The following is a 24995-nucleotide window of genomic DNA, read 5'->3' on the forward strand; positions in this document are numbered from 1 at the left end:
CTCCGACCAAATCAGAACGCGAGCTTGAAACCGATCATGGCCAACATCACCGCCAGGCAAGGGCGCAGGAGCTCGTCGGAAATGCGTCCCGACAAGTGGCTGCCCAGATAGATGCCCGGCAACGAACCAATCAGCAGAAAGCCGAGGATGTGCCAGTCCATGTTGCCCATGCTTGCATGGCCAAGGCCCGCGACCAGGGTCAACGGCACGGCATGGGCGATTTCGGTGCCGACCAGGCGCTTGGTGACCAGGAACGGATAGAGGATGAACAGCGCGACGGTGCCCAGGGCGCCGGCGCCGATGGAAGTCAATGCGACCATCGTGCCCAGCACCAGGCCGGTGATGACAGTCAACAGGTTGAGCCGCGAGCCACTGGGGTTGTAATGGCCACCGGCGCGGTCATGGGCAAACTGCAGCAGGCGCTTCTTGAACAGGATTGCCAGGGCGGTGGCGAACAGCACGAAGCCCAGGGCTTGCTTGATGACCGCGTTCATCGCGTCGGGAGAACTGTTCAGGCTGCTGAGAAACCACAGGGTCAGCCCAACCGCCGGCACACTGCCCAAAGTCAGCCAACCGGTGATGGCCCAGTCAATATTGCGGTTTTTCGCATGGACCAGCACGCCGCCGGATTTGGTAATCGCCGCGTACAGCAGGTCAGTCCCCACCGCCGTCGCGGGGTTGATGCCGAACCACAATAAAATGGGCGTCATCAGCGATCCGCCGCCGACGCCGGTCATCCCGACGATGAAACCGACCACCAGTCCCGCTACGACTAAACCGACATTACCGAAATCCATCAAACCCGTCTCAGCGCGACCGCATGAAAAATCTGGCCGCGAGCATAGCGATTTTTCTTATAACTCCCTATATCGATGTGATCTATGTTTATTCCATTTGCACGACGCAGCTACTGGACAGGCAGGAAATTGAGAAACAGCAGACTCTGCGCATAATTCAGGCCGATTCGCCGATAGCGCTCGTCCAGCATCTGGGTCAGCAGGTCGAGGCGCGCGACGATCTTACCGAACTCCACGGCAAAGCTCAGATTGCTGCCCTCCTCCGAGATTTCATTGGAGAACAGCATCGGCGTGCCGTCCTTGTTCTGCCGCTGGCCCAACAGCCACGTGGCTTTCTCGATGTTGCGCGCCGCGTTGCTGACGAAGCGCGGATCGATGGTGTCGGTCATGTAGAACTCGAGACGGTTGCCGTGAGCCGTCACCAGCATGCTGCCAATGGCATAGATGAACGCTCCGACCCGGTCACCGAGAAACTCGGGACTCATCGCGTAGCTCAGCGCTGCCAGGTCCTTCCTGTTGCCCAGGACCGGCAAGGGTTGCTGCTGTTCAATCGCCTCGCGCACCTGTTTCACGGCGATACGGGCATCGAGAAAGCCGGATTTGCGCAGTTCTTCCGGGTTGCGCAGGTAGAGCTTGTGCATCAGCAGGTAAAGGCTCTGCAGGTTGTCATGCATCGACAGCGTGGCCATGCGGTCGACGCTGGTCTGCAAGAACTCCTGGGGCCTGGCATTGCTGAACTGGGTAACCATGTCCTGGCCTTGCTGATGGCTGCATCCGCCGCTGAGCATCAGCAACAGGCTCGCCAGCAGCAAGCCGCAGCGACGTGGCAAGACCCTCACGGAATGTAAGACAGCGGCCATCGAATCTCGGTCTGGGCATGGGGAAACGGTGGGGAATCGCCGTTTCCTGGCCATGGATAGAGCGGCAAAAACCGTAAAAGTGCGGTAGCGGCCATGAAAGTGCACGTTTGGCCAAGGCTCGCCTCGCTCAATTAGTCTTACTTTTTAATTGATAAATCTCGATTTATAGCTATAAATCCCTTCCCCACCCTTAAATAGAAAGACTACTGAACAGAAAAACCTTCATCGCTGTCCGACAGGTAACGGACTCGACCACGTTAAAAACAACAACAAAACAACAGGAAAGGAAGGTCACACCATGCTTGAATCCAGACATCTGCTCACGGCCCTCGGAGTCTCTCTGATGATTGCCACCTCTGCCCAGGCCGCCGGCCTGACCAATGAACGCGTTGCCTTCGGCAAGACCAACGACGGCACGCCGGTTGAAAAATATGTACTGCGCAACAGCCACGGCGTCGAGGCGACCGTCATCACTTACGGCGGGATCCTCCAGTCACTGATCGTGCCGGACAAAAACGGCATGACTGCCGACATCGTGCTCGGCTTCGACGACGTGCAGGGCTACCAGAAGAACGGCAACGTGTATTTCGGCGCGACCATCGGTCGCTTCGGCAACCGTCTGGCCGGCGGTGCGTTCGAGCTGGATGGCAAACGCTACCAGGTGCCGCAGAACGACAAGGACAACTCCTTGCACGGTGGGCCGCAAGGCTTCGACAAGCGTGTCTGGAAGGCCGAGCCGAGCAACGGCAAGGACTCGGTAGGCGTGACCCTGACGTATGTGTCGGCGGACGGTGAAATGGGCTTTCCCGGCAACCTGAAGACCGACGTCACCTACAGCCTCAACGACCAGAACGAATTGCGCATCGACTACAAGGCCAGCACCGACAAGCCGACCGTGCTGAACCTGACCAACCACAGCTATTTCAACCTGGCCGGCGCCGGTAATGGCGACATCCTCAAGCAAGTCGCGACGCTGCACGCGTCCCACTACACACCGGTGACCGCCAAGCTGATCCCCACCGGCGAGCTGGCGCCAGTAGCCGGCACCCCGTTGGATTTCACCAAGCCCACGCCCATTGGCACGCATATCAAGGCGGATCATCCGCAGCTGAAATTTGCCGAACCAAAACAAGGCGGCTTCGATTTCAACTGGGTCCTCGACGCCAAGGGCGACGTGAGCAAACTCGCCGCCGACGTCCTGGATCCGCAGTCGGGCCGGCGCCTGCAGCTCTACACCAGCGAGCCGGGCGTGCAGTTCTACACCAGCAACTTCCTCGACGGCACGATCAAGGGCAAGCAAGGCAAGGTCTACCCGCACTGGAGCGCGTTTACCCTGGAAACCCAGCATTATCCCGATTCGCCAAACCAGCCGTCCTTCCCTACCACGCGACTTGATCCGGGCCAGACCTACACCCAGACCATGGTGCTGAAGTTCTCGGCCGAGTAATCCTGCCACCCACCGATCGTTCCCGCCTTATGCGCGGGAACGATCAAGGTTGGAACGCCTGGTCTATCCTGCTGCCACACGCTGTATCGACCAGCACGACAGGAGATGTGCATGAGAACTGTGGAATTGGCCGGCGTATCCGTACCGGTAATCGGCCAGGGCACCTGGCGGATGGGTGAGGAACCGTCCCATCACAAGAAAGAAGTAGCTGCCCTGCGCCTGGGCATCGAACTGGGCATGAGCCTGATCGACACGGCCGAAATGTATGCCGAGGGCGGCGCCGAGCAGGTCGTTGGCGAAGCGATCACCGGGCTACGCGACCAGGTGTTCCTGGTGAGCAAGGTCTACCCGCACAATGCCAGCCGCAAAGGCATTCCGTTGGCCTGCGAGCGCAGCTTGCGGCGCCTCGACACCGATTATATCGACCTCTATTTGCTGCACTGGCGCGGCCAGTACCCACTGGAGGAAACCGTCGAAGCGTTTGAGCGCCTGCGCGAAGAAGGCAAGATCGGCCGCTGGGGCGTGTCGAACTTTGACGTCGACGATCTGGAGGAGCTGGCCTCGCCGGTCTGCGCTACCAATCAAGTGTTGTACAACCTGCAAGAACGCGGCATCGAATTCGACCTACTGCCCTGGAGCCAGCATCAGCGCATGCCGGTCATGGCCTATTGTCCGGTCGGCCAGGGCGGGCATTTGCTCAAGGACCACACCCTGCAACAAATCGCCGAACGCCACCGCGCGACGCCGGCACAGATCGCCCTCGCCTGGCTGCTGCGCCGGGACAATGTCATTGCCATCCCCAAGGCCGTGCAAGCTGAACACGTGCGCCTGAACGCCGAAGCGGCGAATCTGCAGCTTGAGCCTCAGGATCTGGCGGCATTGGACCTGGTGTTCCCGCAGCCACAGGGCAAGCAGCGGTTGGCGATGGTTTAGTCCACTCGAACGCCGTGGTGATGAGCGCGCCCTTATTCCAGCGGCGCGCTCTGTGGCGAGGGAGTTTGCTCCCGCTCGGTTGCGCAGCAACCGCCAGAAACTCAGGGCCGCTACGCAGCCCAGCGGGAGCAAGCTCCCTCGCCACAAGCGCATCCCTGCGGCCAACAATGTCGATCAGAACAACCCCATCTGCCCACCGATCAACGTTGAAAAATCATCATCCACAAACGGCAGGATCGCATCCGCCACCGGCTGCAGCTGCTTCGTCACGTAGTGGTCATAGTCAATCGGCGCGCTACGGATTTCCAGCGGCTCGGGGCCGGCGACGGTGATGACGTAGCTGATCCAGCCGCCATTCTGGTATTGCCGTGGCCGGCCCTGGCGCTCGTTGAACTCGTCGGCCAGCCGCGCGGCCCGCACATGTGGCGGCACGTTGCGCTCGTAGTCGTCCAGCGGACGACGCAGGCGCTTGCGGTAGACCAGGCGTTCGTCGAACGCGCCGGCCAGGGTCTGCTGGACATAATCGCGGACGTAATCCTGATAGGGCTGGCGATGGAAGATCCGTCCATACAGTTCCTGCTGGAACTGTCGGGCCAGGGGCGACCAGTCGGTGCGCACGGTCTCCAGGCCCTTGTAGATGATTTCATCGCTGCCGTCGGCACGGGTCACCAAACCGGCGTAGCGCTTCTTGCTGCCCTCCTCCGCGCCGCGGATGGTCGGCATCAGGAAACGCTTGAAGTGGGTTTCGAATTGCAGCTCCAGCGCGCTTTCCAGTTCGAACTCTTCTCGTACGTGATCACGCCACCATTGGTTGACGTGAGCGACCAGCTCCCGGCCGATAGTCGCGGCTTCTTCCTGGCCGTGGGCGCGGCGTAACCAGACGAAGGTCGAATCGGTATCGCCATAGATCACCACATGGCCCCGCGCTTCGATCAGTTGCCGGGTACGCTGCATGATCTGGTGGCCGCGCAAGGTGATGGACGACGCCAGGCGCGAATCGAAGAAACGACAGCCACTGGAGCCAAGCACGCCGTAGAACGCGTTCATGATGATTTTCAGTGCCTGGGACAGCGGCGCGTTGTGTTCGCGCTTGGCGGTTTCCCGGCCGTCGGCAACCCGCGCCACGATGGCCGGCAGGGAATGCCGGGTGCGCGAGAACCGCGCCCCGCGAAAACCTGGCACCGACTCGGTGTCGTCCGGGTGGCGCAGGCCTTCGATCAAGCCCACCGGGTCGATGAGAAAGGTGCGGATGATCGACGGATACAGACTCTTGTAGTCCAGCACCAACACCGATTCGTAGAGCCCCGGCTGGGAATCCATCACAAACCCGCCAGGGCTGGCCTCCGGCGGGCGCTGGCCGAGGTTCGGCGCGACGAAACCCTGGCGATGCATCAGCGGCATGTACAGATGCGTGAATGCCGCCACCGAGCCGCCGCTGCGATCCGCCGGCAGGCCGGTGACGCTGGCCCGTTCCAGCAGGAACTTGAGCAGCTCGGTCTTGGCGAAGATACGCGTGACCAACTCGCAATCCTTGAGGTTGTAGCGAGCCAGGGCCGGTTTGTCCTCGGCGAACATGCGGTTGATTTCGTCCATGCGCTGGTACGGGTTGTCGATGGACTTGCCCTCGCCCAACAGGGTCTGGGCGACGTTTTCCAGGCTGAACGAAGGAAAACTCCAGGTCGCCGAGCGCAAGGACTCGATCCCATCGATGATCAACCGGCCAGCCGCCGAGGCAAAAAAATGGTTGTTGCGCGCGCCGTGCTCGCGCCATTGCATTTCTTCCCCGCCACGGCCAAGACGCAGCGGCACGGCCAGGCGGCGGGCGTGTTCATGCAACACGCGCAGATCGAACTGCACCAGGTTCCAGCCGATGATCGCGTCGGGATCGAAGCGGGCGAACCACTCGTTGAGTTTCTTCAACAGCGCCGCGCGGGACTCGCAGTATTCCAGCTGAAAATCCACTTCACGATCATCGCCATTGGGCGGCCCGAGCATATAGACCTGGCGCTCGCCGCAGCCCTCCAGGGCAATCGAATACAAATCGCCCTGGGCGGTGGTTTCGATGTCCAGGGACACCAGCCGCAGCGGTGGCCGGTAGTCGGGCGCGGGTTTCATCTGGGCATCCAGGAGCAAGCCATCGGCTGAGGGCGTGCCGCCGAACCAGACCGGTGCGGTGATGAAGCGCTCCATCAGGTAGCGTTCCGGCGGCCGGACGTCGGCCTCGAATACATCCACGCCAGCCCGCCGCAATGTCGTGTCCAGCCGCATCAGTTGCGCATGTTGCCGGCAATACAGGCCGAGCACCGGGCGGTGCTCGAAATCCAGCAGGTCCAGGGGCCGCAACTCGACATCCTTCTCGCCCTGCAACAGCGCCTCGACATGGCCACGCTGGATCTGCGGCACGAACGCCACCGACGTCTGCACCGGCAGGCGCACGCGCCGGGGACCGGCATCCGTCGCCAGCCAGAACTCGACTTCGGTGCCCGCCGGGGTATCGCGCCAATGCCGGGTCAGGACGAAGCCCTGCTGTAGATCCACCGCTGAAACCTCGAATTTTGCGTGTTACGCATTCTACCTGACCTGGGACTTCACCTGCCCTTGGATCTGCTTTCGTGGCGAGGGAGCTTGCTCCCGCTGGGTCGCGCAGCGGCCCCCCCTGTATCTGCCTGACACACTGGGTTGTCATGGCTTTTTTAGGGTCGCTACGCAGCCCAGCGGGAGCAAGCTCCCCCGCCACGACAGCGCGCCACAATAAAATCAGTGGTTTTTCACCATCCATGACGGTTTTGGACGGCTGACTGCCGCTTTACCGCTTGCTCTGCGCCGTTGGGTCTACGATTCTTGAACCACCCGCAAAAACAACACCCGAGGCTTCCCCATGAAAACCGTCGCGCAGTTGCTCCGGATAAAAGACGAGAAAAACCAGCAAGTGCACACCATTTCCCCGGATGACATGGTCTTGCAGGCCCTGATGCGCATGGCCGAGAAAAATGTCGGTGCCTTGCTGGTGGTCAAGAACGATGAAGTGCTGGGCATCATCAGCGAGCGTGACTATGCGCGCAAAATGGTCCTGCACGGACGCTCTTCGGTGGGCACGAAAGTCAGCGACATCATGGTTTCGCCCGTGATCACGATCGATCCACACCAGAACGTCGAGACCTGCCTGAGCATCATGACCGAGAAACACCTGCGGCATTTGCCCGTGGTGGAAAACGGCAAGCTGGTCGGCCTGTTGTCCATCGGTGACCTGGTCAAGGAAGCCATTGCCGAGCAGGCGGACCTGATCAGACAACTGGAGCAATACATTCGCGGCGAATGATTGGCTCGGGCGGGTTGCTCATTCTCGACTCACTTCTATATTGAAGGAGTTGCCCCCGCCGAGCATCCTCATGGCCGTTACCGACCGACTGATCATTTGTGAACATTGCGATGCAGTGTACGAGCCGGTTGCGCTCGCCCCGCATCAAAAAGCCTCGTGCGTGCAATGCCATGCAGTGATCCAGCGCTACAACGGCCTGACCATCGAACAGCGCCTGGCCCTGACCATCACGGCAGCGGTGCTGTGGGCCTTCGCCAATGTCTATCCGGTGATGAGCATCCGCCTCCAAGGCCTGAGCAACAGCGCGACCCTGTGGGATTCGGTCGTGGCCCTGAGCCAGGGGCCCATCACCTTCATCGCCCTGGTGGCCGCGGTCGCGATCATCATCGCTCCGGCGTTCCAGTTGGCGCTGCTGCTCTGGGTGCTGGGCTACGCCCATTCCAACCGGCGCGCCCCGGCCTTCAACCTGTGCATGCGCAGCCTGGAAACCCTGCGACCGTGGAGCATGCTGGAGGTGTGCTTGCTGGGAGCCCTGGTGGCTGTCATCAAGCTTGCCGGGTTGCTGGATGTGCTTCCCGGTATCGGTCTGTTCGCCCTGGCGGCCTTGAGTCTGTTGATGATCCGCATTGCCGGTCGCGATGTGCGCGACCTGTGGAACACCCTGTGAACGCCGCAACGCCGGGCAATCCGCCCCGCGCCAGCGATCTGAACCTGTGCCTGTGCCACAGCTGCGGCCTGGCTTGCGACATGACCGACGAACCTGACACCTGCCCACGCTGCGATGCCGCCCTGCACCGGCGCAAACCCGATACCCTGACTCGCACCTGGGCCTACATGCTGGCGGCACTGGTGTTCTACATCCCGGCCAACCTGCTCCCGGTCATGAACACCCAGATGCTCGGCGACGGTGCGGACAGCACCATTATCAGCGGCGTTCTCGAGTTCTGGCAGAGTGGTGCCTGGGACATCGCGCTGATCATCTTCATCGCCAGCATCGCGGTGCCGGGCATCAAGTTCGTCGTGCTGACGTTGCTGCTGGTGACCGTGCAACGGCGCAGTACCTGGGCCCAGGTGCAGCGCGCCAAGCTGTATCGGCTGGTCGAAGTCATCGGCTACTGGTCGATGCTTGACGTGCTGGTCGTGGCCCTGGTGGCGGCACTGGTCAAGTTCCAGGCCCTGAGCGACATCGAACCGCGACCGGGGATCCTGTTCTTCGGCCTCGTGGTGCTCTTTACCATGCTGTCGGCCATGAGTTTCGACCCGCGGCTGATCTGGGACACCCAACCATCCGAGGAGGTCATGGATGAAGTCACAAGCCACTGACGGACAACCCGCACCGGGCCGTGCCCATGTCTCCACCCGCCGCTGGACCGTGTCGCTGGTGTGGATCGTGCCGATCATCGCGGTGCTGGTGGGCGTGTCCCTGGTGGTCAATAACTGGCTGCAGGAAGGCCCGACCATCACCATCACCTTCAAGACAGGCGAAGGCCTGACCGCCAACAAGACCCCGGTCAAATACCGCAATGTGGTCATTGGCCAGGTCACCGACGTGCAACTGAGCGACGATCAGAAGAACGTGACCGCCACGGTCAAGCTCGCCAAGACCGCCGACACCTTCACTCATGAAGACTCGGTGTTCTGGGTGGTCCGGCCGCGGATTGGCGCGGGCGGGATCTCCGGGATCGACACCTTGCTGTCGGGGGACTTCATCGGCGCTGACGCCGGTCATTCGAAAGTGCGCGCCAAGTCGTTCACCGGCCTGGAGGCTCCGCCACCGATCACCTACGGCGAACCGGGCAAACGCTTTACCCTGCATTCACAGGACCTCGGTTCGCTGGACATCGGCTCGCCGGTGTACTTGCGCAAGATTCCGGTGGGCCAGGTGGTGTCCTACGCATTGGACGCCGATGGCAAAGGCGTCAATATCGAGGTGTTCATCAACGCGCCAAATGACGCCTACGTCACCGAGAACACCCGGTTCTGGAACGTCAGTGGCGTCGACGTGAACGTCGGCGCCAACGGTTTTGCGGTCAAGACCGAGTCGCTGTCCGCCCTGCTCGTCGGCGGCATTGCATTCCGGGCCCCGGAATACAGCCCCAACGACACGCCCGCGGCCGAGGACAAGGATTTCGAACTGTTCGCCGACCAGCAAAGCGCCCTGGCCCCGCCCAGTGGCAAGGCGCAGTACCTGGCCTTGCGCTTCGACCAGGCCTTGCGCGGATTGCGCGTCGGCGCCCCGGTGGAATTCCTCGGGATCGAGATCGGCCGGGTGGTCTCCATGAACCTGGACTTCGACGAAAAGCAGCGCACGTTCCCGGTCAACGTAGGAATCGTGATCTACCCGCAACTGCTCGGCAAGGCCCACGAGAAACTGCTCAAGTCATTGAACTACGACCCGGAAGACGAAGCCGCCGCCGCGCGCCTGGTCGGCAGCTTCGTCGAACGCGGCCTGCGCGCCCAGGCCCGCAGCGGCAACCTGCTGACCGGGCAGTTGTACATTTCGCTGGATTTCTACCCCAAGGCCGAGAAAGTCGCGTTCGACCTCGCCGCGCGCCCCCTGCGGATCCCGACTATCCCGGGCAGCCTCCAGCAGTTGCAGGAACAATTGCAGACGGTGGTCGAGCGCATCAACAAGCTGCCGCTGGAAAGCATCGCCAGCAACCTGGACGGTAACCTCGTGGAGCTGCGCAAGGGCCTGTCGCAATTCAACAGCAAGACCCTCCCGGGCGTGCAAAGCACCTTGCAGGACGTGAGCAAGACCTTGCAGTCGGCGAACTCGACCCTGGCGGAAGATTCGCCGCAGCGCGAACAATTGACCCAGACGCTGGATGACCTGGGCCGAATGTCGCGTTCGCTGCGCGAGCTGTCCGATTACCTGAGCCGACACCCCGAGTCGCTGCTTCGTGGCCGTCCGAAAGATGCTCCGGCGCAGAACCTTACCTTTCCGGTGAAAGAATGATCACAGGAGCACGCCCGATGCCGCTGATGCTGAAATGTTCGTTGATCGCCCTGGCGCTGCTGCTCGGTGCCTGTCGCAGCGATCCCATCCACTACCACACCCTGAGCCCGGTCCAGCCGGCTGGTCAGGCGCGTGCAGGGGTGGATATCCAGATCGAACAACTCAGCGTCCCGCCGCAAGTGGATCGCACCCAGATGGTGATTCGTCAGGGCGACAGCGGTCTGGCGATCCTGGAAACCGAATGGTGGGGCTCAAGCCTGGCGGATGAACTACGCAGCAGCCTGGACGAGCAATTGAGCAACCCCGGGGCCCCCAGGCGGCTGTTGCGGGTGGAGGTGCAACGCTTCGACTCGATCCCCGGCCGCTATGCGCGCATGGACGTGCAATGGCGCTTGCGTAGCCATGGCAACGAAGCTCAGGCCGTTACCTGCCGCAGCAGCCTGCAGACACCGGCTGGCGGCAGTATCGACGACCTGGTGAAAGGCCATCAGCAGAACGTTCGACAGCTTGCAGAACTCGTCCGCCAGGCCGCCTCGCGCAGTGCGTGTCCCTGATTCATTCGGGCCAGTGCAATGAAAGCACTGGCGCGACTCGCGGATGGCGGTCGATGCGCTCCAGCAGGGCGTAGAACTCAGGACGGGCACTGAGCATCGCTTCGCGGGTTTCGACCCACTTGGTAATCACCGCCGCCAGGATATCCAATGCACCGGGCTCGGCACCGCCGAGGAAAGGGCTCGCAGGAAACTGGTCGGCAAACAACGCCCAGTTGCGATACAGACGTTGCTTGGTGCCCGCCACCAATCGCTCCCGAGCAGCGTCGTCGGCGTCGGGCAGCCAGCGCTGCGGAAAATCGATGATGCCGATCGGTGTATAGCAATTGGCGGCGATATACACCAGGCCGCGTATGACCTGCGCACGCTGGGCCGGATCATCCGGCAGCAGTTTCGATTCCGGAAAAGACAGCCCCAAGTGAATCAGGATCGCCGCCGCCTCGGTGAGCACCGAGCCGTCCGGCAATTGCAGGGTCGGGACCTGCTTCTGTGGATTCAGGGCTTCGAGTTCCTTCGCCGCATCGTTGTCCTCGGTCGAATAGGTATCTACCCGGCGGTAAGGCACGCCGCAAAGATCCAAGGCGACCTCCACGGCAGAGGAACCGGATTGGCTGTGGCCGAATAACTGATACATGGACTGGCCTCCTTCAAAAAGGGATTCAGGTCGGTAGAGCGCACCGGTGCCCCAGTGTTCCATCAACCTGGCTGACACCAACCCGGCGAGCTATCACCGCCATCGATGTTCACCATCACGTCAATGAAGTTCTCACGATCGGTGCCCGGCGCAACAATGGCCCCACACAAACCAACGCACCCCGGAGCACACCATCATGAAACGCCAAATCATCCTCAGCCTCGCTTTCTCCGTTCTGGCAGCCAACGTATTCGCCGCCACTTCCCAGCCCGTCGTTGCCGAAGGCGGCTCTGACCGACTGATCGAAAACCGTGTTGCCGAAGGCGGTGCCGACCGTCTGCTGGAACGCCGCATCGCCGAAGGTGGCTCCGACAAGCTGATCGAAAACCGTGTTGCCGAAGGCGGAGCCGATCGTCTGCTGGAACGCCGCGTTGCCGAAGGTGGCTCCGACAAGCTGATCGAAAACCGTGTTGCCGAAGGCGGTGCCGACCGTCTGCTGGAACGCCGCGTCGCCGAAGGTGGCTCCGACAAGCTGATCGAAAACCGTGTTGCCGAAGGCGGTGCTGACCGTCTGCTGGAACGCCGCGTTGTCGAAGGTGGCTCCGATAATTTGGCCAAGAACCGCGCATGAATTGTTACCACCGCGCTGCAAGATCCTTCAAGCCATCACAGTAGAAGCCCGGCCTCATCCGCCGGGCTTTTTCATGGCCGAAGATTCAGCGCCCCGAAGCCCGCGTCATGCACCGCTGATACCGCTCGTCCACGCGCTTGGCAAACCATGCAGTGGTCAGCTTGCGAGTGATTTTCGGACTCTTGAGCACGATGCCCGGCAACACCGCCCGAGGCAGCGGCTTGCCCTCGGCCTTCTCGGCCAATTCGAACACCCGCTTGTAGAGCTTGCTGTCCTCGAACGCCAGGCTGTCGCCCAGTTCCAGCTGATCGCGGATGGTCGGGTTGCGCATGCCCAATGACTTGCCCAACGTGCGCACCGCCAGCTCCGTGCTGCCGGGCATGATCGAATCAGGCAGGATCAAATCACCGTCCAAGGCCAGCGTAATGCCCGAAGCGCGACTCACCGCATGCTGGAAGGCCGCGTTGCGACTGGCATACCAGCCAGCATTAAAATCGGCGAAACGGTACAGCGGCTCGGTATAACTGACGGGATACCCCAACAAATGCGCGATGCCGAAATACATCCCTCCGCGACGACTGAACACTTCCCGACGAATCGAGCCATCCGCCGTGTAGGGATAATCGCGCGCATTGGCCTGGGCAAAGGCGATGCTGACCTGCATCGGCCCGCCCGTATGCACCGGGTTGAAGCCATCGAACAGGGTTTTGCCGAGCGGCACCATGCCGATGAAATCATCAAAAATTGCGCTGAGTTCCTTCTCGCTGCGCGCCGCGTTGAGGCGGTCGCTGTAGCTTTTGCCATTGGACGAGCGCACCTGGAGGGCGCCGCTCACCAGAAACCCGGGGATGCGTAGCTTCGCCGCCCGGCGATCGATTTCCTGCCGGGCGATCTTGCCCAGCCCCGGCACCGCGGGATCGGCCTGGAAGGTCGACTCCTGCTCGGTCACCGCCAGCACCGAACAGATGTTCTGGGTCGTTGGCGGGATCTGCTGCGCCGCAAACGCCACGTAGATGTCCGTGGCCCAGCCCTCCCGATCGGCGGTCTTGGCCGGCAATAAGCGCACGATCTGCGCCTTGACTTCGGCAGGCTGGCGCTCAGGCTCCTGGGCCTGACGGCTGCCGCAGCCGGCCAGGGCCAGCAATGCGGCAAGAGTGATCATCAGTCGAGTGAAATGCATGGTGCTCCATCAGTTCCCTTGTTCGGGAGCAACCATACGATCAAAAACCTGTGGAGGCTACTGATGCAAAGCGAGCACAAACCTTGTGGGAGCGAGCTTGCTCGCGATGGCGGTGTGTCAATCACCCCAAATGCTCGATGATGGACCGCTATCGCGAGCAGGCTCGCTCCCACAGGAGTAGTGCTGGCTCAGATCCCGCTCAGCGCCAGATCCATCGCGAAGTAAGTGAAGATCAGGTCCGCCCCTGCCCGCTTGATCGCGCCGAGGCTTTCTCGCACGACTCGGGCTTCGTCGATGGCGCCGGCCTGTGCGGCGAACTTGATCATCGCGTACTCGCCGCTGACCTGGTAGGCCGACAATGGCAGGTTCGAGGCCTCGCGGATGTCGCGGATGATGTCGAGATAGGCCCCGGCCGGCTTGACCATCAGTGCATCGGCGCCCTCCTGCTCGTCGAGCAGCGACTCGCGCAGGGCTTCGCGGCGATTCATCGGGTTCATCTGGTAGCTCTTGCGGTCGCCTTTCAAGGCGCTGCCGCCGGCCTCGCGGAACGGCCCGTAGAGCGCGGAGGCGAACTTGGTGGAATAGGCCATGATCGCCGTCTGGCTGAAGCCCGCGTCATCGAGCGCCTTGCGAATGGCCTGGACTTGCCCGTCCATGGCCGCCGACGGCGCGATGACATCGGCACCGGCGCGTGCCGCCGCTACCGCTTGTTTGCCCAGGTTGATCAGGGTTCGGTCGTTATCGACTTCGTGACCGTGCAGCACGCCGCAGTGGCCATGATCGGTGTACTCACAAAAACAGGTATCGGACATCACGATCATTTCCGGCACGGCGTCCTTGCAGATTCCGGCCATGCGTGAAACCAGGCCACGCTCGCTCCACGTGTCGCTGCCGTCGCTGTCCAGATGATGGGACACACCAAAGGTCATCACCGCCTTGATACCGGCACGAGCATACCGCTCGATTTCCCCGGCCAGCTTCGATTCCGGGATACGCACCACGCCGGGCATGCTCTTGATCGGCACGAAATCGTCGATTTCCTCTTCGACGAAAATCGGCAGTACCAGATCATTCAAGGTCAACTCGGTTTCCTGGAACAGGTTGCGCAGGCTTGCATTGCGACGCAGACGGCGTGGGCGGGCTGCGGGGAACTGACTGGACATGGGACTCCGGAGGCGAAATGGAACACGAGACAAAGCTTATGCCCTGACCAGGCAGGGCACAAACGCCGACGCAGGAACAGAGTGTTACCGGTCAGGCAATAATCCACTCACGACGTCAGCGCGCCGTTGCTGCACGTCACCCGATTAGCGGGTCATTCCGGAATCTTCAAGCCACGCGCCACCGCCGGCCGCGCCAGGAAACGTTCCAGCACCCGCGTCACGTTCGGGAAGTTCTGGATACCCACCAGATCACCGGCCTCATAAAAACCAAGCAGGTTGCGCACCCATGGGAACGTGGCGATATCGGCGATGGTGTAGCGCTCGCCCATGATCCAGTCGCGTCCTTCCAGACGTCCGTCCAGCACCTTGAGCAGGCGCTTGCTTTCCTCGACGTATCGGTCGCGCGGCCGTTTGTCCTCGTAATCCTTGCCGGCGAACTTGTTGAAGAACCCCAGCTGACCGAACATCGGCCCGATGCCGCCCATCTGGAACATCAGCCACTGGATCGTCTCGTAGCGCGCCGCCGACTCCTGGGCGAGCAGCTGGCCGCTCTTGTCGGCCAGATAAATCAGGATCGCTCCCGATTCGAACAACGCCAACGGCCGATCTCCCGGCCCATGGGGGTCAAGAATCGCCGGGATCTTGTTGTTGGGATTGAGCGAGAGGAACTCGGGGGACAGTTGGTCATTGTTGCCAAAGTCCACCTTGTGCGGCTCGTAGGGCAGACCGATCTCCTCCAGCATGATCGACACCTTCACGCCGTTGGGGGTCGGCAGGGAATAGAGCTGGAGCCATTCAGGGAACTGGGCGGGCCATTTCTGGGTGATGGGGAAAGGGGTCAGGTCGGGCATGGCATGGGTTCCATGGATCAGTCGGAAAGCCCAAGCATAAATCAGCTGAGCAGGCTTTGGGGCCTTTGAACACAAGCCTTGGCTCTTGAGGGACAGCGCCTCTTTCTTAATTCCGCAACATCCTGTCGCTAACATTCGCTGCGTCCCTTGGCGGGACGCCGCTACAGTGCCCGGCATCAACCAGGATCGCCCCCAGGATCGAACCAAAGAAGCAGCGGGGACTCTGAGAGATGCCCCGAGCAATCGAAGCGGCCATAACGACAGGGAAAACACCCGGAGCCAGAGGCTTTGCGGTGCCGGGGTTTGTCAGCCTGAATCGAGAAGACAAAGACGTATATCGATGATCAACCCACTGAAGTTCGCCCAGTTGAAACGCCGTCCATGGCTACTGCTACCGACGCTGCTCGTGACCTGTGGGCTGGTGCTGTCGCTGGAATCCAGCGTCAGCAGTGCCCAGCCCGTCGACGGCGTGCAGACGCTGGTGTTCCTGCGCCACGCGGAAAAACCGGTCGGCGGCCTCGGCCAACTCAATTGCCAGGGGCTGAACCGCGCCATCGACCTGGCCACCCTGCTGCCAGAAAGATTCGGCGAAGCCGACTACGTGTTCGCGGCCAATCCGACCCGTAACGTCGAAGAGGGTGAGCTGGATAATTCCTACAGCTACATTCGCCCCTTGATGACAATCAGCCCCAGCGCCATCAAGCTCGGCCTGCCGGTAAACATCGAGTATTCAGCCAACGACACCAGTGACCTGGCTGATGAATTGATGCAGGACAAGTACCACAACTCCACTATCTACACGGCCTGGTCCCACGGCTACCTGCCGGAACTGATCAACAAGGTCGCGGGTGAAGCGGTGGGCAAGCGGCAGACCATCACCGATGACTGGGCATCGAGCGATTTCGACTCCCTGTATGTACTGACCCTGACCTGGCACAACGGCAAGGCCAGCCTCACCAGCCAAAGCTACAAGCAAGGCCTGGATAACGGGCAGAAGACCTGCCCGACGTAATCTGCCAAGGATTACTGTGGGAGCGAGCCTGCTCGCGATGGCGGCGTCACGGCCAAAGAAGATGTTGAATGTGCTGGCCTCTTCGCGAGCAGGCTCGCTCCCACAGGAAATCGATGGTGGACGCAGAATTTGTGAGCAGCCGCAGATCCATGTGGGAGCGAGCCTGCTCGCGAAGACGGCAGCACATCCAACATCCCCCAACTGACCCAGCGCTTTCGCGAGCAGGCTCGCTCCCACAGCAAATCGGTGGTGGACGCAGAATTTGTGAGCAGCCGCGAGCCCTTGTGGGAGCGAGCCTGCTCGCGAAAGCGGCGGGTCAGCCAATGAGGGGGTGACTGACCGGATGCCTTCGCGAGCAGGCTCGCTCCCACAGGTTGTGTGCCAAGACTTGAGTTTTATCCTTCCCGAGCGGCGCGTTCACGCAGATATTCCAATACCGCCGCCTGCTCCCCGACAAACTCTATGCGCCCGCCCTTCTTTTCCCGCTGGAATACATACATCGGGTCGTAGTACTCGCGCAGCAAGCCTTCGATCCAAGCGCGATGCAGGTCGACGGCGCCGCTGGCGGCCTGTTCGGCCAGGGCGGCGTCCATGATGTCCAGCAATCGCCGATGGCGATCGCCACCCAGGCGTTTGTGGATGTTGTCCAGGCTCGCCAGCAATCGTTCGCCAAACAGCGAAAATCCTTCGTCGCCATGGACCTCGACAAACTCGGCGCAGAGGTTGATCACGTAGTCGCGCAGGATCCGCTCGACCCGCCGCTCCAGGCGATCTTCCAGCCAGACCATCGGCACCTGTTGCATGCGCTGGTACAACGGCAACGGCAAGGCGCAGCTGCCGACCATGCGGCTTTCATCCTCCAGCACGAATTGCTCGATGCCGGCGGCACGCTTTTTCAGCACATCCACCGCCAGCAGGTTTTCGAAATCGATATTGGAAGGCTGCCCGGTCGCACGCTTGCCGAAGCTCGAACCGCGATGATTGGCATAGCCTTCCAGGTCCAGGCCGTTATTGAGTTGCGTCAACACCTCGGTCTTGCCGGTGCCGGTCATGCCGCCCAGCAAGACCAGGTCGCACTGAGCGACCGCCTGGTCGATGGTGCCCAACAGGAACGTACGCATCGCCTTGTAGCCCCCGCCGACTCGGGGGTATTCGATGCCCGCCTCGTCCTTGAGCCATTGCTGGACGATCTGTGAGCGCAAGCCACCGCGAAAGCAGTACAGCAGGCCATCAGGATGGGCCTGGGCAAATTCGGCCCAGGCCTGGATGCGTTGGGCCTTGGTCTCGCCGCTGACCAGTTGATGCCCCAGGACAATGGCGGCCTGCTGTCCCTGCTGCTTGTAGCAGGTCCCGACGCGTTGCCGCTCGATGTCGGTCATCAACGGCAGATTGACCACGCCGGGAAACGCGCCCTTGAGAAATTCCACCGGCGCGCGAGTGTCCATCATCGGGCGATCATTGAGGAAAATATCGCGGTAATCGGTGATGTCGTTGGGCATCAAGACACCTCGACCGCGTGGCTCTGTCGCTCGACCAGTTCACCAATCGGTTCCAGCGCCAGACCCAGTTCAACGGCGACACGCAGGAACTCGCTCTCCCCTTCGGGTGTGACGGCAATCAGCAGGCCGCCGCTGGTCTGCGGGTCGCACAGCACTCGCTTGTGCAGCTCCTGGACGCGACCGACCTTGCTGGCGTAGCTGTCATAGTTGCGCAATGTGCCGCCCGGTACGCAGCCTTGATCGAGGTAGTACTCGACGCCTGGCAGGCGCGGCACCGCGTCGTAGCGGATACGCGCGGTCAGTTGGCTGCCATCGGCCATTTCCACCAGGTGCCCGAGCAAGCCGAAACCGGTGACATCGGTCATCGCCGTCACGCCATCGAGCTTGCCGAAACGGCTGCCGGGCTTGTTCAGCGTGCACATCCAGTCTCGGGCCAGGCCCACGTCGGCGGCGCGCAGCTTGCCTTTCTTTTCCGCCGTCGTGAGGATGCCGATGCCCAGGGGTTTGGTCAGGTACAGCCGGCAGCCAGCGGTGGCGGTGTCGTTGCGTTTCATGTGGCGCTTTTGCACAAGGCCCGTCACTGCCAGACCGAAAATCGGCTCGGGCGCATCGATCGAGTGCCCGCCCGCCAGGGGGATGCCTGCCTCGTCGCACACCGAGCGGCCACCGCGAATCACCTCGCGCGCGATTTCCGGGGCCAGCACGTTGACTGGCCAGCCGAGGATCGCAATCGCCATCAGTGGATCACCGCCCATGGCATAGATATCACTGATGGCATTGGTCGCGGCGATGCGACCGAAGTCGAACGGATCGTCGACGATCGGCATGAAGAAATCGGTGGTCGAGACCACGCCGCGCTCCTCGTCGATGGCATAGACCGCCGCATCGTCCCGGGAAGCGTTCCCGACCCACAGGTTGGGATCAAGGTTTTGCGCACCGCTGCCGGCCAGGATCACTTCCAGCACCTGGGGCGAAATCTTGCAGCCGCAACCGGCACCGTGGCTGTACTGGGTCAGGCGAATCGGCTCGCTCATGGGCATACCTCTCGTAAGTCAAGGTGGCCGATTCTAGCAGCAACGCCAGCCGTTCACTGCCGGTCACGACCAGTCGGCACTCATCCGACGGAATTTTTCCGTTGCCAACAGACTCACTTGCACATTAGCCGAGCCTTCATCCGGGAGATTGCCGATGGACTTGAACCCACGCGTGGACACCCACCTCGATTACGGCCTCGACACGCTGTTCGGACGCGAAACCAAAAGCGTCGACTGCCAGTTCGATGTCAAGCGTCTCGACGACGGCGAGCCGCCATGGTTCGCCCTGCATGTACGCCCACCGCTGCCCGAAGACCTGGCAAAAGCCCAGATCGTGGTGTTCAGCGTAGAAGGCCGGCGCATCAGCGGCATTGTCCGACGTACCGAGCGCCTGGCCGATGACAGCCTGCAACTGGACGTCGAACCGGACTGAGCCGTTCAGGTCTGCCGCGTACTGCTGCGATACATGAACACCAGCGCCAGTGCCAGGCAGGCCATGGCCAACAAGCGGCTGGCGGACAGTTCGACAGGTGGATTGCCCAGCCAGCCGAAGTTGTCGATCAGCATGCCCATGGCAAGTTGCCCGACGATGACCGCGACGGTTGCCACGGCTGTGCCGACTCTCGGCACCGCGCCGACCATCACGATCATGTACACCACACCAAACAATGCGCCGCTGAGCTGCCATTTCGGCACGTCCAACAGGCTTACCGCATGGGCCGGCTCGAAAAACACGGTCAACAGACCGGTCACCACCGTGCCGACCGCAAAGGTCAGCAGACTGCTGCGCAGTACGCCGACCGTCTCGCCCAGACGCCCGTTGATGGCAGCCTGGACGCTCAATACCGCGCCGGCGGCGACAACCACCAGCAATAACAGGATCACGCTCATATCAACCTCGGGCAATCAGGACAAGGGCCACGACAATCAACGCCAACGCCAGCCAGCGCTCGCGGTTGACACGCTTGCGGCTCGCGCCGAACCAGCCGAAATGGTCGATCAGCACGCTTTTGCCGACCTGTCCGGAGAGAATCGCGATCATGGTCATGGCAATGCCGATGTGCGGGGTGGCGAGCGTCAGTACCACCACGTAAATCGGCCCCAGGAAGCCACCGATCAATTGCCAGCGCGGCAACTCATTCAGGGCCGGGCCTCGTTGCGGACCGCTGAGCAACAACAGCAGGAACAATAGAGCCGCGCCAACGCCAAAGATGCTCAACGTTGCCCACAGATGACCGACCTGGACACCGAGCGGCCCGAGCAGACCGGCCTCCACCGATAGCCCCATGCCCGCCAGGATCACCAGGGGTAGCAGGAGCCAGCGCAGGAAAGTCCGGGGTGGCGCGGCATCCGCTACCGCTGCGGCGGAGGGGGTGGATGTTGATTGCATGAGATAAACCTGCCTGAAAAGAAACGACGGGCATTATCGGCTGGCGCTGTTGTGCGATAAATGGGAGCATTCCGACAACTCTTTTGCGCAACACGCACAGCGGATTCCCATGCACGGTCTTGATGAACTGGGTTTCAAGGCACTCCGATTGTTCGTCGCGGTGCTCGATCACGGCAGTTTCTCGGAAGTCGCGCGGCGCGAGGGGTTGGCGCCCTCCTCGATTTCCCGGCAGATCCAACTGATGGAGCAGGCGCTGAACCAGCAGTTGCTGTATCGCCATACCCGCGCCGTTTCGCCCACCGAAGCCGGCCGCCTGCTCGGGCACCATGCACGCTTGCTGCTGGTGCAACTGGAGGAAGCCGAACAGGCCTTGCAGGAACAGCACAGCGAACCGGCCGGACTCGTGAGGATCAACGCCCCGGTAGTCTTCGGACAGCGCCACCTGACGCCCTGGCTGGGACAACTGTGCGAGCGCTACCCGAAGCTGCAGTTGGATCTCCAGCAGACCGACAGTTACGTCGACCCGCTGCAGGAAGGTGCCGATCTGCTCTTTCGCATCGGCCCTTTGCACGATTCGAGCATGCAGGCGCGGATCATCGCGCCGCACCGTTTCCAGATCGCGGCCAGCCCCGCCTACCTGGCCCACCACGGCGTTCCACAAAAACCCGACGACCTGGCGGCCCATCACTGCCTGGCCTACAAAGGCGTAGCCGGGCAACAGCGCTGGTTTTTCCGCAAGCCGGGTCAAGCCTGGATACGCTACAGCGTGAGCGGGCCGATCACCGGCAACCACGCCGACACCCTGACCCAGGCCGCCGAACAAGGCCTGGGCCTGGTGATGTTTCCGTCATGGCTGATCGGCGAAGCCGTGCGCAACGGCACGCTGGTACCGGTCCTGGGCGATTACGAAGCGTCCAACAGCCTAGAACCCCAGCAAATCGCCATCCTCTGGCCCGGCAGCCGACGCCTGTCAGTGAAAGTGCGCACGGTGATCGATTTTTTCCTCGAGTGTTTCGGCGAAGTGCCCTACTGGGACCGTCCTTGACCGCCGCGCGAGGCTCAGTCGCACCGTCCGGATCACCGCTGTCACAGGCAGACTTGCTCCAGCCCGTGATCAGCGGTGTGGAGTCAAACGCGCCAGCCATGGGATCATTCGCCTTCAAGCACGACCATCCGTGGAGAATTCAATGTCATCGCTGAGTAAACAGGCCGCTGTCCTGCTGCTGACGGCTATCACCAGCCTGGTCGCATTCCCGGCCCTTGCCGCCCAGCCCAAGAAACCCGCGGCGCAAGCGCCGGCCCAGAAGGTTTCGATGCTGGGCGGCAAGTTCAGCTTCACCCTCCAGGGCTTCACGGCGACGCCCTTGTCAGCAGGGGACGTGGCGCAGGGAACCGCCGGGGCGAGCGGTACGATGTACAGCAATGCCACCCGCAAAACGGTGGTGATCACGGCGGAGAACACCCTGGTTGACGGGGCAAATGTAAACGATAACGACGCAGCCTTCCTGGACACGACCTTCGCCGATTTCGCGGTCCAGAAGACCAAGGCCCTGCCGGATGCCAAAATCCTCGGGGAAAAGAGCCTGACCCTGAAAGCCACCGGCCTCGGCCTGCGCCAGCTCGACACCCGGGCCACCCAAGGTGGCGGGCCCACGTTGGACACTACCCTGATAGGGGCTTCCGGCACGCGCATGGCCGTGGTGCAGATCATCTCCAGGGCGAGCGACCAGGCCGGTCATGAGGCATTGGTCAAGCAGATCGCCAGCGGGAAGTGACGGGCCGGTGCGGTGTGCCTGGTGGGCCCCATTGCTGCATTCGCGAGCAGGCTCGCTCCCACAGAGAAATTTGGCATGCTCGAAAACAGAGGCTCACCGCCGTCGAACTGTAGGAGCAAACCCGCCCCCACAGGAATCCGGCTGGATCAAGGGTTGAGCCGCTCCAGCCAGGCCCGCAGGTCCTTCACTTCCTGCGCGCTGATGTTGTGACCAAGCCCCGGATATGCGTGGAATTCCGGTTCCAGGGCCAGGGTCTTGAGGAACGTGTCAGCGTCGGTGCCGTCGTGGTAGGGAATGATCGGGTCCGCCGTGCCGTGGCCGATGAACACCGCCAGATCCCGGCGCGATTCATCGGGCGTCAGTCCGGCGCGCAACACCGAAAGAACTCGCCCGCCCATCGCGGCAATGCCGCCGACGGCTTCGGGGTGTCTCAGGGCTACCTCGTAGCTCATCATCGCGCCTTGACTGAAACCCACCAGGTAGACGTTGCTCGCATCGGTCGGGTATTTGGCCCGAGCCTTCTCGATGAATTCCAGGAGCATCTGGCCGCTGGCCTTCAGGTCTGACGTGTCACCTTCATAGGCGCCCTCGCCTTTCCTGGCAAACCATTGGTAGCGCCCCGGCTCCATCGACTTGGGTGCCCGCACCGAAAGGTAGTTGTAGTGCTTGGGCAGTTCGTCGGCGAGCGTCAGCAGGTCTTCTTCATTGCTGCCCGAACCGTGCAGGAAAATCACCAGCGGCCGGTTCCTGGCCTGCTCATCGGCGCGGGCCAGGTAGTTGAGTGGCAAGTCGGTATGCAGCGACGGTTGGGCCTGCGCTCCGGCAGACACCAGCAGCAGAAACAGGGCGAACGCTTTGAACATCGGTCTTCCTCCAGCATTGGATAACCGCACGGTGACGACCGTGCGGTGAGGTAGACAGCACTTATCAGTCGTTGATCAATTTCCCCGCCCGAATCGGCTCACGTCCGGCGACTTTCGCCTGCCAGATGCCCGGCTGGGTATAGCGCCCGCGATCCAGGGCGAACAGTACGCCGCTGGTGCCGGCGCGGACCGTGGTCACTCGGTCGTTCAACGGATCGACCACTTCGAACAAAGCATCGCCCCGCTCCACCCACTCGCCAGCGTCGCGCAGGAAGCTCACCACGCCATGGTGCGGGGCAAACAGGTATTCGGTGCCTTCGAACGGAAAACCCTCGCAGCATTGCGCCGGCGCGGCCGGCCAGTCACCGCCGATGAGTCCCTGTTCGGCGAGAAATCCGAGGATGGCCTCGCAATTCGCCCGGGCCTGCTCCACCCGGGTGTCGCCCATGCTGCCCAGTTCCAGCGTCGTCGCCAGGTTGGCCGCCGGAATGGCCGCTTGCGGAAAGATCCTCGCCAGGCGCAACCAGGGCGTGGAACAGGACTCATCGAACGAGCTGCCGCCGGAATCTTCGCACAACAACGCCACACCGGCCCTCAGCCGCGCGGCCAGCGAGCGCCACTGCGGCCATTGTTGCGGCAACGCGTACAAGTGAATGGCGGCCTCGAAATCGCAGTGCAGGTCGAGAGTGATGTCGGCGTCGCAAGCATGGCGAAGCAACAGCCGATGCATGGCTTCGAGTTGCGAAGGTGGCGCGGGTAGTTCCTCGAGCACCTCGGCCATGGTTTGCCGGATCAAGGTGACGTTGGCAGCCGGATCGTCGCCCAGACGAGCCCCGATGCGCTGCGCCACCGGGGCACTGAGTTCGACGAAGGAACGGTTGAAATTTTTCCCGCTGCCCAGCTCGAAACGCCCCATGTGAGCACTCTGCAGATGCTGGTCCAGGCCGATGGGATTGGCCACCGGCACCAGTTCGATCACGCCTTTGAGCAGGCCGCGGGACTCAAGGTCGCTGAGCCGCTGTTTCAGTTCCCATGCCGTGCGCATGCCCGGCAGTTCATCGGCGTGCAGGCTGGCCTGGATGTAGGCCTTGCGCGGGCCATGGCCGAAACGAAACACGCTGAGCCGGCGCTCCGTGCCCAGGTGGCTCCACGGCAGGGTATGGTCGATGCGTTGCATTGGCACTCCAGATATCGGTTCTCGACAGGCTCAGGGTAAAACAATCGCCCATGAAAAAGGTGGCCGGCCGGGTCAGCGGCGGGCCACCTGTTTCCTTCAGCGATTAATGCCCATAGACGTCAAAGGCGAAGTATTTGTCCTGCACCTTTTTGTAGGTGCCATTGGCGCGGATTTCGCTGATGGCGGCGTTGAATTTGTCCGCCAGGGCCTTGTCACCCTTGCGCACCGCGATGCCGGCGCCGCCGCCGAAATACTTGGCGTCTTCATAGGTCGGCCCGACGAAGGCAAAGCCTTTGCCGGCGGCGGTTTTCAGGAAACCTTCGTCGAGGTTGACCGAGTCGGCCAGCATGGCGTCGAGGCGACCGGCGACCATGTCCAGGTTGGCTTCCTGCTGGGAGCTGTAGCGCACCAGGTTGATCCCCGCCGGGACCAGCACTTCGGTCGCGAAGCGGTCATGGGTACTGGCGCGCAACACGCCGACTTTCTTGCCCTTGAGTTCGGTCAGCGGGTCCTTGACGTCCGTACCTTCCTTCATCACGAAACGCGCCGGGGTGTGGTAGTACTTGATGGTGAAGTCGACGTTTTTCTTGCGGTCATCAGTGATGGTCATCGACGACAGGACCGCGTCGATCTTCCTCACCTTCAGTGCGGGAATCAGCCCGTCGAACTCTTGCTCGACCCAGGTGCATTTGACCTTCATCTGCGCGCACAGGGCGTCGCCGATATCCACATCGAAGCCGGTCAGCTTGCCATCAGGGGTTTTCATCGAAAAAGGTGGATAACCGGCCTCGATCCCGAGGCGGATCGGCTTGGCGTCTTCGGCCACGGCCGACAGGGAGAGTACGGACAGTGCCAGGGCACCGAACATGACAAGCTTCTTCATTTTTGCTCCTGAGTGCGCAGGTTTTTTTGATCGTTAT

At 61.9% G+C, this 24995-nt stretch carries 26 protein-coding genes; 12 read left to right on the plus strand and 14 right to left on the minus strand.

The window, feature by feature from the left end; genetic code table 11:
- Positions 1-11: 11 nt before the first annotated feature.
- Complete coding sequence (locus M1E16_RS17620; protein ID WP_045156451.1) at positions 12-797, minus strand: sulfite exporter TauE/SafE family protein; 786 nt, start codon at positions 795-797, stop codon at positions 12-14.
- A 110-nt stretch (positions 798-907) separates the two neighbouring features.
- A complete protein-coding gene (locus M1E16_RS17625; RefSeq protein ID WP_458128005.1) occupies positions 908-1657 on the minus strand; it encodes a hypothetical protein in 750 nt (249 codons plus the stop codon).
- Positions 1658-1955: 298 nt separating this feature from the next.
- On the opposite strand from M1E16_RS17625, the gene M1E16_RS17630 reads away from it, so the two are divergent.
- Both M1E16_RS17630 and M1E16_RS17635 read left to right on the plus strand, forming a co-directional pair.
- Positions 1956-3104 (plus strand): aldose epimerase family protein, encoded by a 1149-nt coding sequence (locus M1E16_RS17630; RefSeq protein ID WP_458128006.1) that lies wholly within the window; start codon positions 1956-1958, stop codon positions 3102-3104.
- A 111-nt stretch (positions 3105-3215) separates the two neighbouring features.
- A complete protein-coding gene (locus M1E16_RS17635; protein ID WP_434630054.1) occupies positions 3216-4037 on the plus strand; it encodes an aldo/keto reductase in 822 nt (273 codons plus the stop codon).
- A gap of 174 nt (positions 4038-4211) precedes the next feature.
- On the opposite strand, the gene M1E16_RS17640 is transcribed toward M1E16_RS17635, so the two are convergent.
- The gene (locus M1E16_RS17640; protein WP_458128007.1) at positions 4212-6575 is read right to left on the minus strand and encodes a DNA polymerase II; all 2364 of its coding nucleotides are present in this window, start codon (positions 6573-6575) and stop codon (positions 4212-4214) included.
- 340 nt (positions 6576-6915) lie between these two features.
- Between M1E16_RS17640 and M1E16_RS17645 the strand changes: the two genes are divergently transcribed.
- From M1E16_RS17645 to M1E16_RS17665, 5 genes are all read left to right on the plus strand, one after another.
- Positions 6916-7356 (plus strand): CBS domain-containing protein, encoded by a 441-nt coding sequence (locus M1E16_RS17645; protein ID WP_305500192.1) that lies wholly within the window; start codon positions 6916-6918, stop codon positions 7354-7356.
- A 70-nt stretch (positions 7357-7426) separates the two neighbouring features.
- A complete protein-coding gene (locus M1E16_RS17650) occupies positions 7427-8023 on the plus strand; it encodes a paraquat-inducible protein A (RefSeq protein ID WP_434573292.1) in 597 nt (198 codons plus the stop codon).
- Positions 8020-8679 (plus strand): paraquat-inducible protein A, encoded by a 660-nt coding sequence (locus M1E16_RS17655; RefSeq protein WP_305500190.1) that lies wholly within the window; start codon positions 8020-8022, stop codon positions 8677-8679. Before M1E16_RS17650 ends, M1E16_RS17655 begins: the two co-directional genes overlap by 4 nt.
- Positions 8660-10315 (plus strand): PqiB family protein, encoded by a 1656-nt coding sequence (locus M1E16_RS17660; RefSeq protein WP_305500189.1) that lies wholly within the window; start codon positions 8660-8662, stop codon positions 10313-10315. Before M1E16_RS17655 ends, M1E16_RS17660 begins: the two co-directional genes overlap by 20 nt.
- Positions 10316-10332: 17 nt before the next feature.
- A complete protein-coding gene (locus M1E16_RS17665) occupies positions 10333-10869 on the plus strand; it encodes a PqiC family protein (RefSeq protein ID WP_434630046.1) in 537 nt (178 codons plus the stop codon).
- Between the two features lies 1 nt (position 10870).
- Here the strand turns inward: M1E16_RS17665 and M1E16_RS17670 are convergent, their stop codons facing one another.
- Positions 10871-11500 carry a glutathione S-transferase family protein gene (locus tag M1E16_RS17670; protein WP_434630044.1) on the minus strand — a complete coding sequence of 210 codons (630 nt, stop codon included), beginning with the start codon at positions 11498-11500 and terminating at the stop codon, positions 10871-10873.
- 196 nt (positions 11501-11696) lie between these two features.
- Here M1E16_RS17670 and M1E16_RS17675 point away from each other — a divergent pair, with 196 nt between their 5' ends.
- Complete coding sequence (locus M1E16_RS17675) at positions 11697-12131, plus strand: phage infection protein (RefSeq protein ID WP_458128008.1); 435 nt, start codon at positions 11697-11699, stop codon at positions 12129-12131.
- A gap of 85 nt (positions 12132-12216) precedes the next feature.
- Here the strand turns inward: M1E16_RS17675 and M1E16_RS17680 are convergent, their stop codons facing one another.
- The 3 genes from M1E16_RS17680 to M1E16_RS17690 all read right to left on the minus strand — a co-directional run bounded on the left by M1E16_RS17680 (position 12217) and on the right by M1E16_RS17690 (position 15325).
- On the minus strand, positions 12217-13311 hold the full coding sequence (locus tag M1E16_RS17680; RefSeq protein WP_434630040.1) for a DUF1615 domain-containing protein: 1095 nt from the start codon (positions 13309-13311) through the stop codon (positions 12217-12219).
- A gap of 188 nt (positions 13312-13499) precedes the next feature.
- On the minus strand, positions 13500-14474 hold the full coding sequence (gene hemB, locus M1E16_RS17685) for a porphobilinogen synthase (RefSeq protein ID WP_434656909.1): 975 nt from the start codon (positions 14472-14474) through the stop codon (positions 13500-13502).
- Positions 14475-14626: 152 nt separating this feature from the next.
- Complete coding sequence (locus M1E16_RS17690; protein WP_434630036.1) at positions 14627-15325, minus strand: glutathione binding-like protein; 699 nt, start codon at positions 15323-15325, stop codon at positions 14627-14629.
- Positions 15326-15665: 340 nt separating this feature from the next.
- On the opposite strand from M1E16_RS17690, the gene M1E16_RS17695 reads away from it, so the two are divergent.
- Positions 15666-16337 (plus strand): histidine phosphatase family protein, encoded by a 672-nt coding sequence (locus M1E16_RS17695; RefSeq protein WP_434573276.1) that lies wholly within the window; start codon positions 15666-15668, stop codon positions 16335-16337.
- A gap of 395 nt (positions 16338-16732) precedes the next feature.
- Here the strand turns inward: M1E16_RS17695 and mnmH are convergent, their stop codons facing one another.
- On the minus strand, positions 16733-17836 hold the full coding sequence (gene mnmH / locus M1E16_RS17700; protein ID WP_458128009.1) for a tRNA 2-selenouridine(34) synthase MnmH: 1104 nt from the start codon (positions 17834-17836) through the stop codon (positions 16733-16735).
- The gene (gene selD, locus M1E16_RS17705; protein ID WP_305500173.1) at positions 17836-18870 is read right to left on the minus strand and encodes a selenide, water dikinase SelD; all 1035 of its coding nucleotides are present in this window, start codon (positions 18868-18870) and stop codon (positions 17836-17838) included. Before selD ends, mnmH begins: the two co-directional genes overlap by 1 nt.
- A 154-nt stretch (positions 18871-19024) precedes the next feature.
- On the opposite strand from selD, the gene M1E16_RS17710 reads away from it, so the two are divergent.
- A complete protein-coding gene (locus M1E16_RS17710) occupies positions 19025-19303 on the plus strand; it encodes a hypothetical protein (protein WP_305500172.1) in 279 nt (92 codons plus the stop codon).
- Positions 19304-19308: 5 nt separating this feature from the next.
- Here M1E16_RS17710 and M1E16_RS17715 read toward each other — a convergent pair whose 3' ends face one another.
- Both M1E16_RS17715 and M1E16_RS17720 read right to left on the minus strand, forming a co-directional pair.
- Positions 19309-19761 carry a DMT family transporter gene (locus M1E16_RS17715; protein ID WP_458128010.1) on the minus strand — a complete coding sequence of 151 codons (453 nt, stop codon included), beginning with the start codon at positions 19759-19761 and terminating at the stop codon, positions 19309-19311.
- A gap of 1 nt (position 19762) precedes the next feature.
- Entirely contained in the window at positions 19763-20260 is a 498-nt protein-coding gene (locus tag M1E16_RS17720) for a DMT family transporter (protein WP_434630029.1), read from the minus strand.
- A 109-nt stretch (positions 20261-20369) separates the two neighbouring features.
- Between M1E16_RS17720 and M1E16_RS17725 the strand changes: the two genes are divergently transcribed.
- On the plus strand, positions 20370-21305 hold the full coding sequence (locus tag M1E16_RS17725; protein WP_458128011.1) for a LysR family transcriptional regulator: 936 nt from the start codon (positions 20370-20372) through the stop codon (positions 21303-21305).
- 142 nt (positions 21306-21447) lie between these two features.
- Positions 21448-22035, plus strand: a complete 588-nt coding sequence (locus M1E16_RS17730; protein ID WP_458128012.1) for a hypothetical protein — start codon at positions 21448-21450, stop codon at positions 22033-22035.
- Positions 22036-22181: 146 nt separating this feature from the next.
- Here M1E16_RS17730 and M1E16_RS17735 read toward each other — a convergent pair whose 3' ends face one another.
- The 3 genes from M1E16_RS17735 to M1E16_RS17745 form a co-directional block, all read right to left on the minus strand.
- Entirely contained in the window at positions 22182-22898 is a 717-nt protein-coding gene (locus M1E16_RS17735; RefSeq protein WP_458128013.1) for an alpha/beta hydrolase, read from the minus strand.
- 64 nt (positions 22899-22962) lie between these two features.
- Positions 22963-24075 (minus strand): succinylglutamate desuccinylase/aspartoacylase family protein, encoded by a 1113-nt coding sequence (locus M1E16_RS17740; RefSeq protein WP_458128014.1) that lies wholly within the window; start codon positions 24073-24075, stop codon positions 22963-22965.
- Positions 24076-24178: 103 nt separating this feature from the next.
- Entirely contained in the window at positions 24179-24958 is a 780-nt protein-coding gene (locus tag M1E16_RS17745; protein ID WP_434573259.1) for an ABC transporter substrate-binding protein, read from the minus strand.
- Positions 24959-24995: the final 37 nt, after the last annotated feature.

Source organism: Pseudomonas sp. Z2-11, assembly GCF_054161305.1.

Excerpts from the sequence above, each read along its gene's own strand:
- M1E16_RS17620 (WP_045156451.1), bottom strand. The coding sequence starts at position 797 with ATGGATTTCGGTAATGTCGGTTTAGTCGTAGCGGGACTGGTGGTCGGT.
- M1E16_RS17625 (WP_458128005.1), bottom strand. The coding sequence starts at position 1,657 with ATGGCCGCTGTCTTACATTCCGTGAGGGTCTTGCCACGTCGCTGCGGC.
- M1E16_RS17630 (WP_458128006.1), top strand. The coding sequence starts at position 1,956 with ATGCTTGAATCCAGACATCTGCTCACGGCCCTCGGAGTCTCTCTGATG.
- M1E16_RS17635 (WP_434630054.1), top strand. The coding sequence starts at position 3,216 with ATGAGAACTGTGGAATTGGCCGGCGTATCCGTACCGGTAATCGGCCAG.
- M1E16_RS17645 (WP_305500192.1), top strand. The coding sequence starts at position 6,916 with ATGAAAACCGTCGCGCAGTTGCTCCGGATAAAAGACGAGAAAAACCAG.
- M1E16_RS17650 (WP_434573292.1), top strand. The coding sequence starts at position 7,427 with ATGGCCGTTACCGACCGACTGATCATTTGTGAACATTGCGATGCAGTG.
- M1E16_RS17660 (WP_305500189.1), top strand. The coding sequence starts at position 8,660 with ATGAAGTCACAAGCCACTGACGGACAACCCGCACCGGGCCGTGCCCAT.
- M1E16_RS17665 (WP_434630046.1), top strand. The coding sequence starts at position 10,333 with ATGCCGCTGATGCTGAAATGTTCGTTGATCGCCCTGGCGCTGCTGCTC.
- M1E16_RS17670 (WP_434630044.1), bottom strand. The coding sequence starts at position 11,500 with ATGTATCAGTTATTCGGCCACAGCCAATCCGGTTCCTCTGCCGTGGAG.
- M1E16_RS17675 (WP_458128008.1), top strand. The coding sequence starts at position 11,697 with ATGAAACGCCAAATCATCCTCAGCCTCGCTTTCTCCGTTCTGGCAGCC.
- M1E16_RS17680 (WP_434630040.1), bottom strand. The coding sequence starts at position 13,311 with ATGCATTTCACTCGACTGATGATCACTCTTGCCGCATTGCTGGCCCTG.
- hemB (WP_434656909.1), bottom strand. The coding sequence starts at position 14,474 with ATGTCCAGTCAGTTCCCCGCAGCCCGCCCACGCCGTCTGCGTCGCAAT.
- M1E16_RS17690 (WP_434630036.1), bottom strand. The coding sequence starts at position 15,325 with ATGCCCGACCTGACCCCTTTCCCCATCACCCAGAAATGGCCCGCCCAG.
- M1E16_RS17695 (WP_434573276.1), top strand. The coding sequence starts at position 15,666 with ATGATCAACCCACTGAAGTTCGCCCAGTTGAAACGCCGTCCATGGCTA.
- mnmH (WP_458128009.1), bottom strand. The coding sequence starts at position 17,836 with ATGCCCAACGACATCACCGATTACCGCGATATTTTCCTCAATGATCGC.
- selD (WP_305500173.1), bottom strand. The coding sequence starts at position 18,870 with ATGAGCGAGCCGATTCGCCTGACCCAGTACAGCCACGGTGCCGGTTGC.
- M1E16_RS17710 (WP_305500172.1), top strand. The coding sequence starts at position 19,025 with ATGGACTTGAACCCACGCGTGGACACCCACCTCGATTACGGCCTCGAC.
- M1E16_RS17715 (WP_458128010.1), bottom strand. The coding sequence starts at position 19,761 with ATGAGCGTGATCCTGTTATTGCTGGTGGTTGTCGCCGCCGGCGCGGTA.
- M1E16_RS17720 (WP_434630029.1), bottom strand. The coding sequence starts at position 20,260 with ATGCAATCAACATCCACCCCCTCCGCCGCAGCGGTAGCGGATGCCGCG.
- M1E16_RS17725 (WP_458128011.1), top strand. The coding sequence starts at position 20,370 with ATGCACGGTCTTGATGAACTGGGTTTCAAGGCACTCCGATTGTTCGTC.
- M1E16_RS17730 (WP_458128012.1), top strand. The coding sequence starts at position 21,448 with ATGTCATCGCTGAGTAAACAGGCCGCTGTCCTGCTGCTGACGGCTATC.
- M1E16_RS17735 (WP_458128013.1), bottom strand. The coding sequence starts at position 22,898 with ATGTTCAAAGCGTTCGCCCTGTTTCTGCTGCTGGTGTCTGCCGGAGCG.
- M1E16_RS17740 (WP_458128014.1), bottom strand. The coding sequence starts at position 24,075 with ATGCAACGCATCGACCATACCCTGCCGTGGAGCCACCTGGGCACGGAG.
- M1E16_RS17745 (WP_434573259.1), bottom strand. The coding sequence starts at position 24,958 with ATGAAGAAGCTTGTCATGTTCGGTGCCCTGGCACTGTCCGTACTCTCC.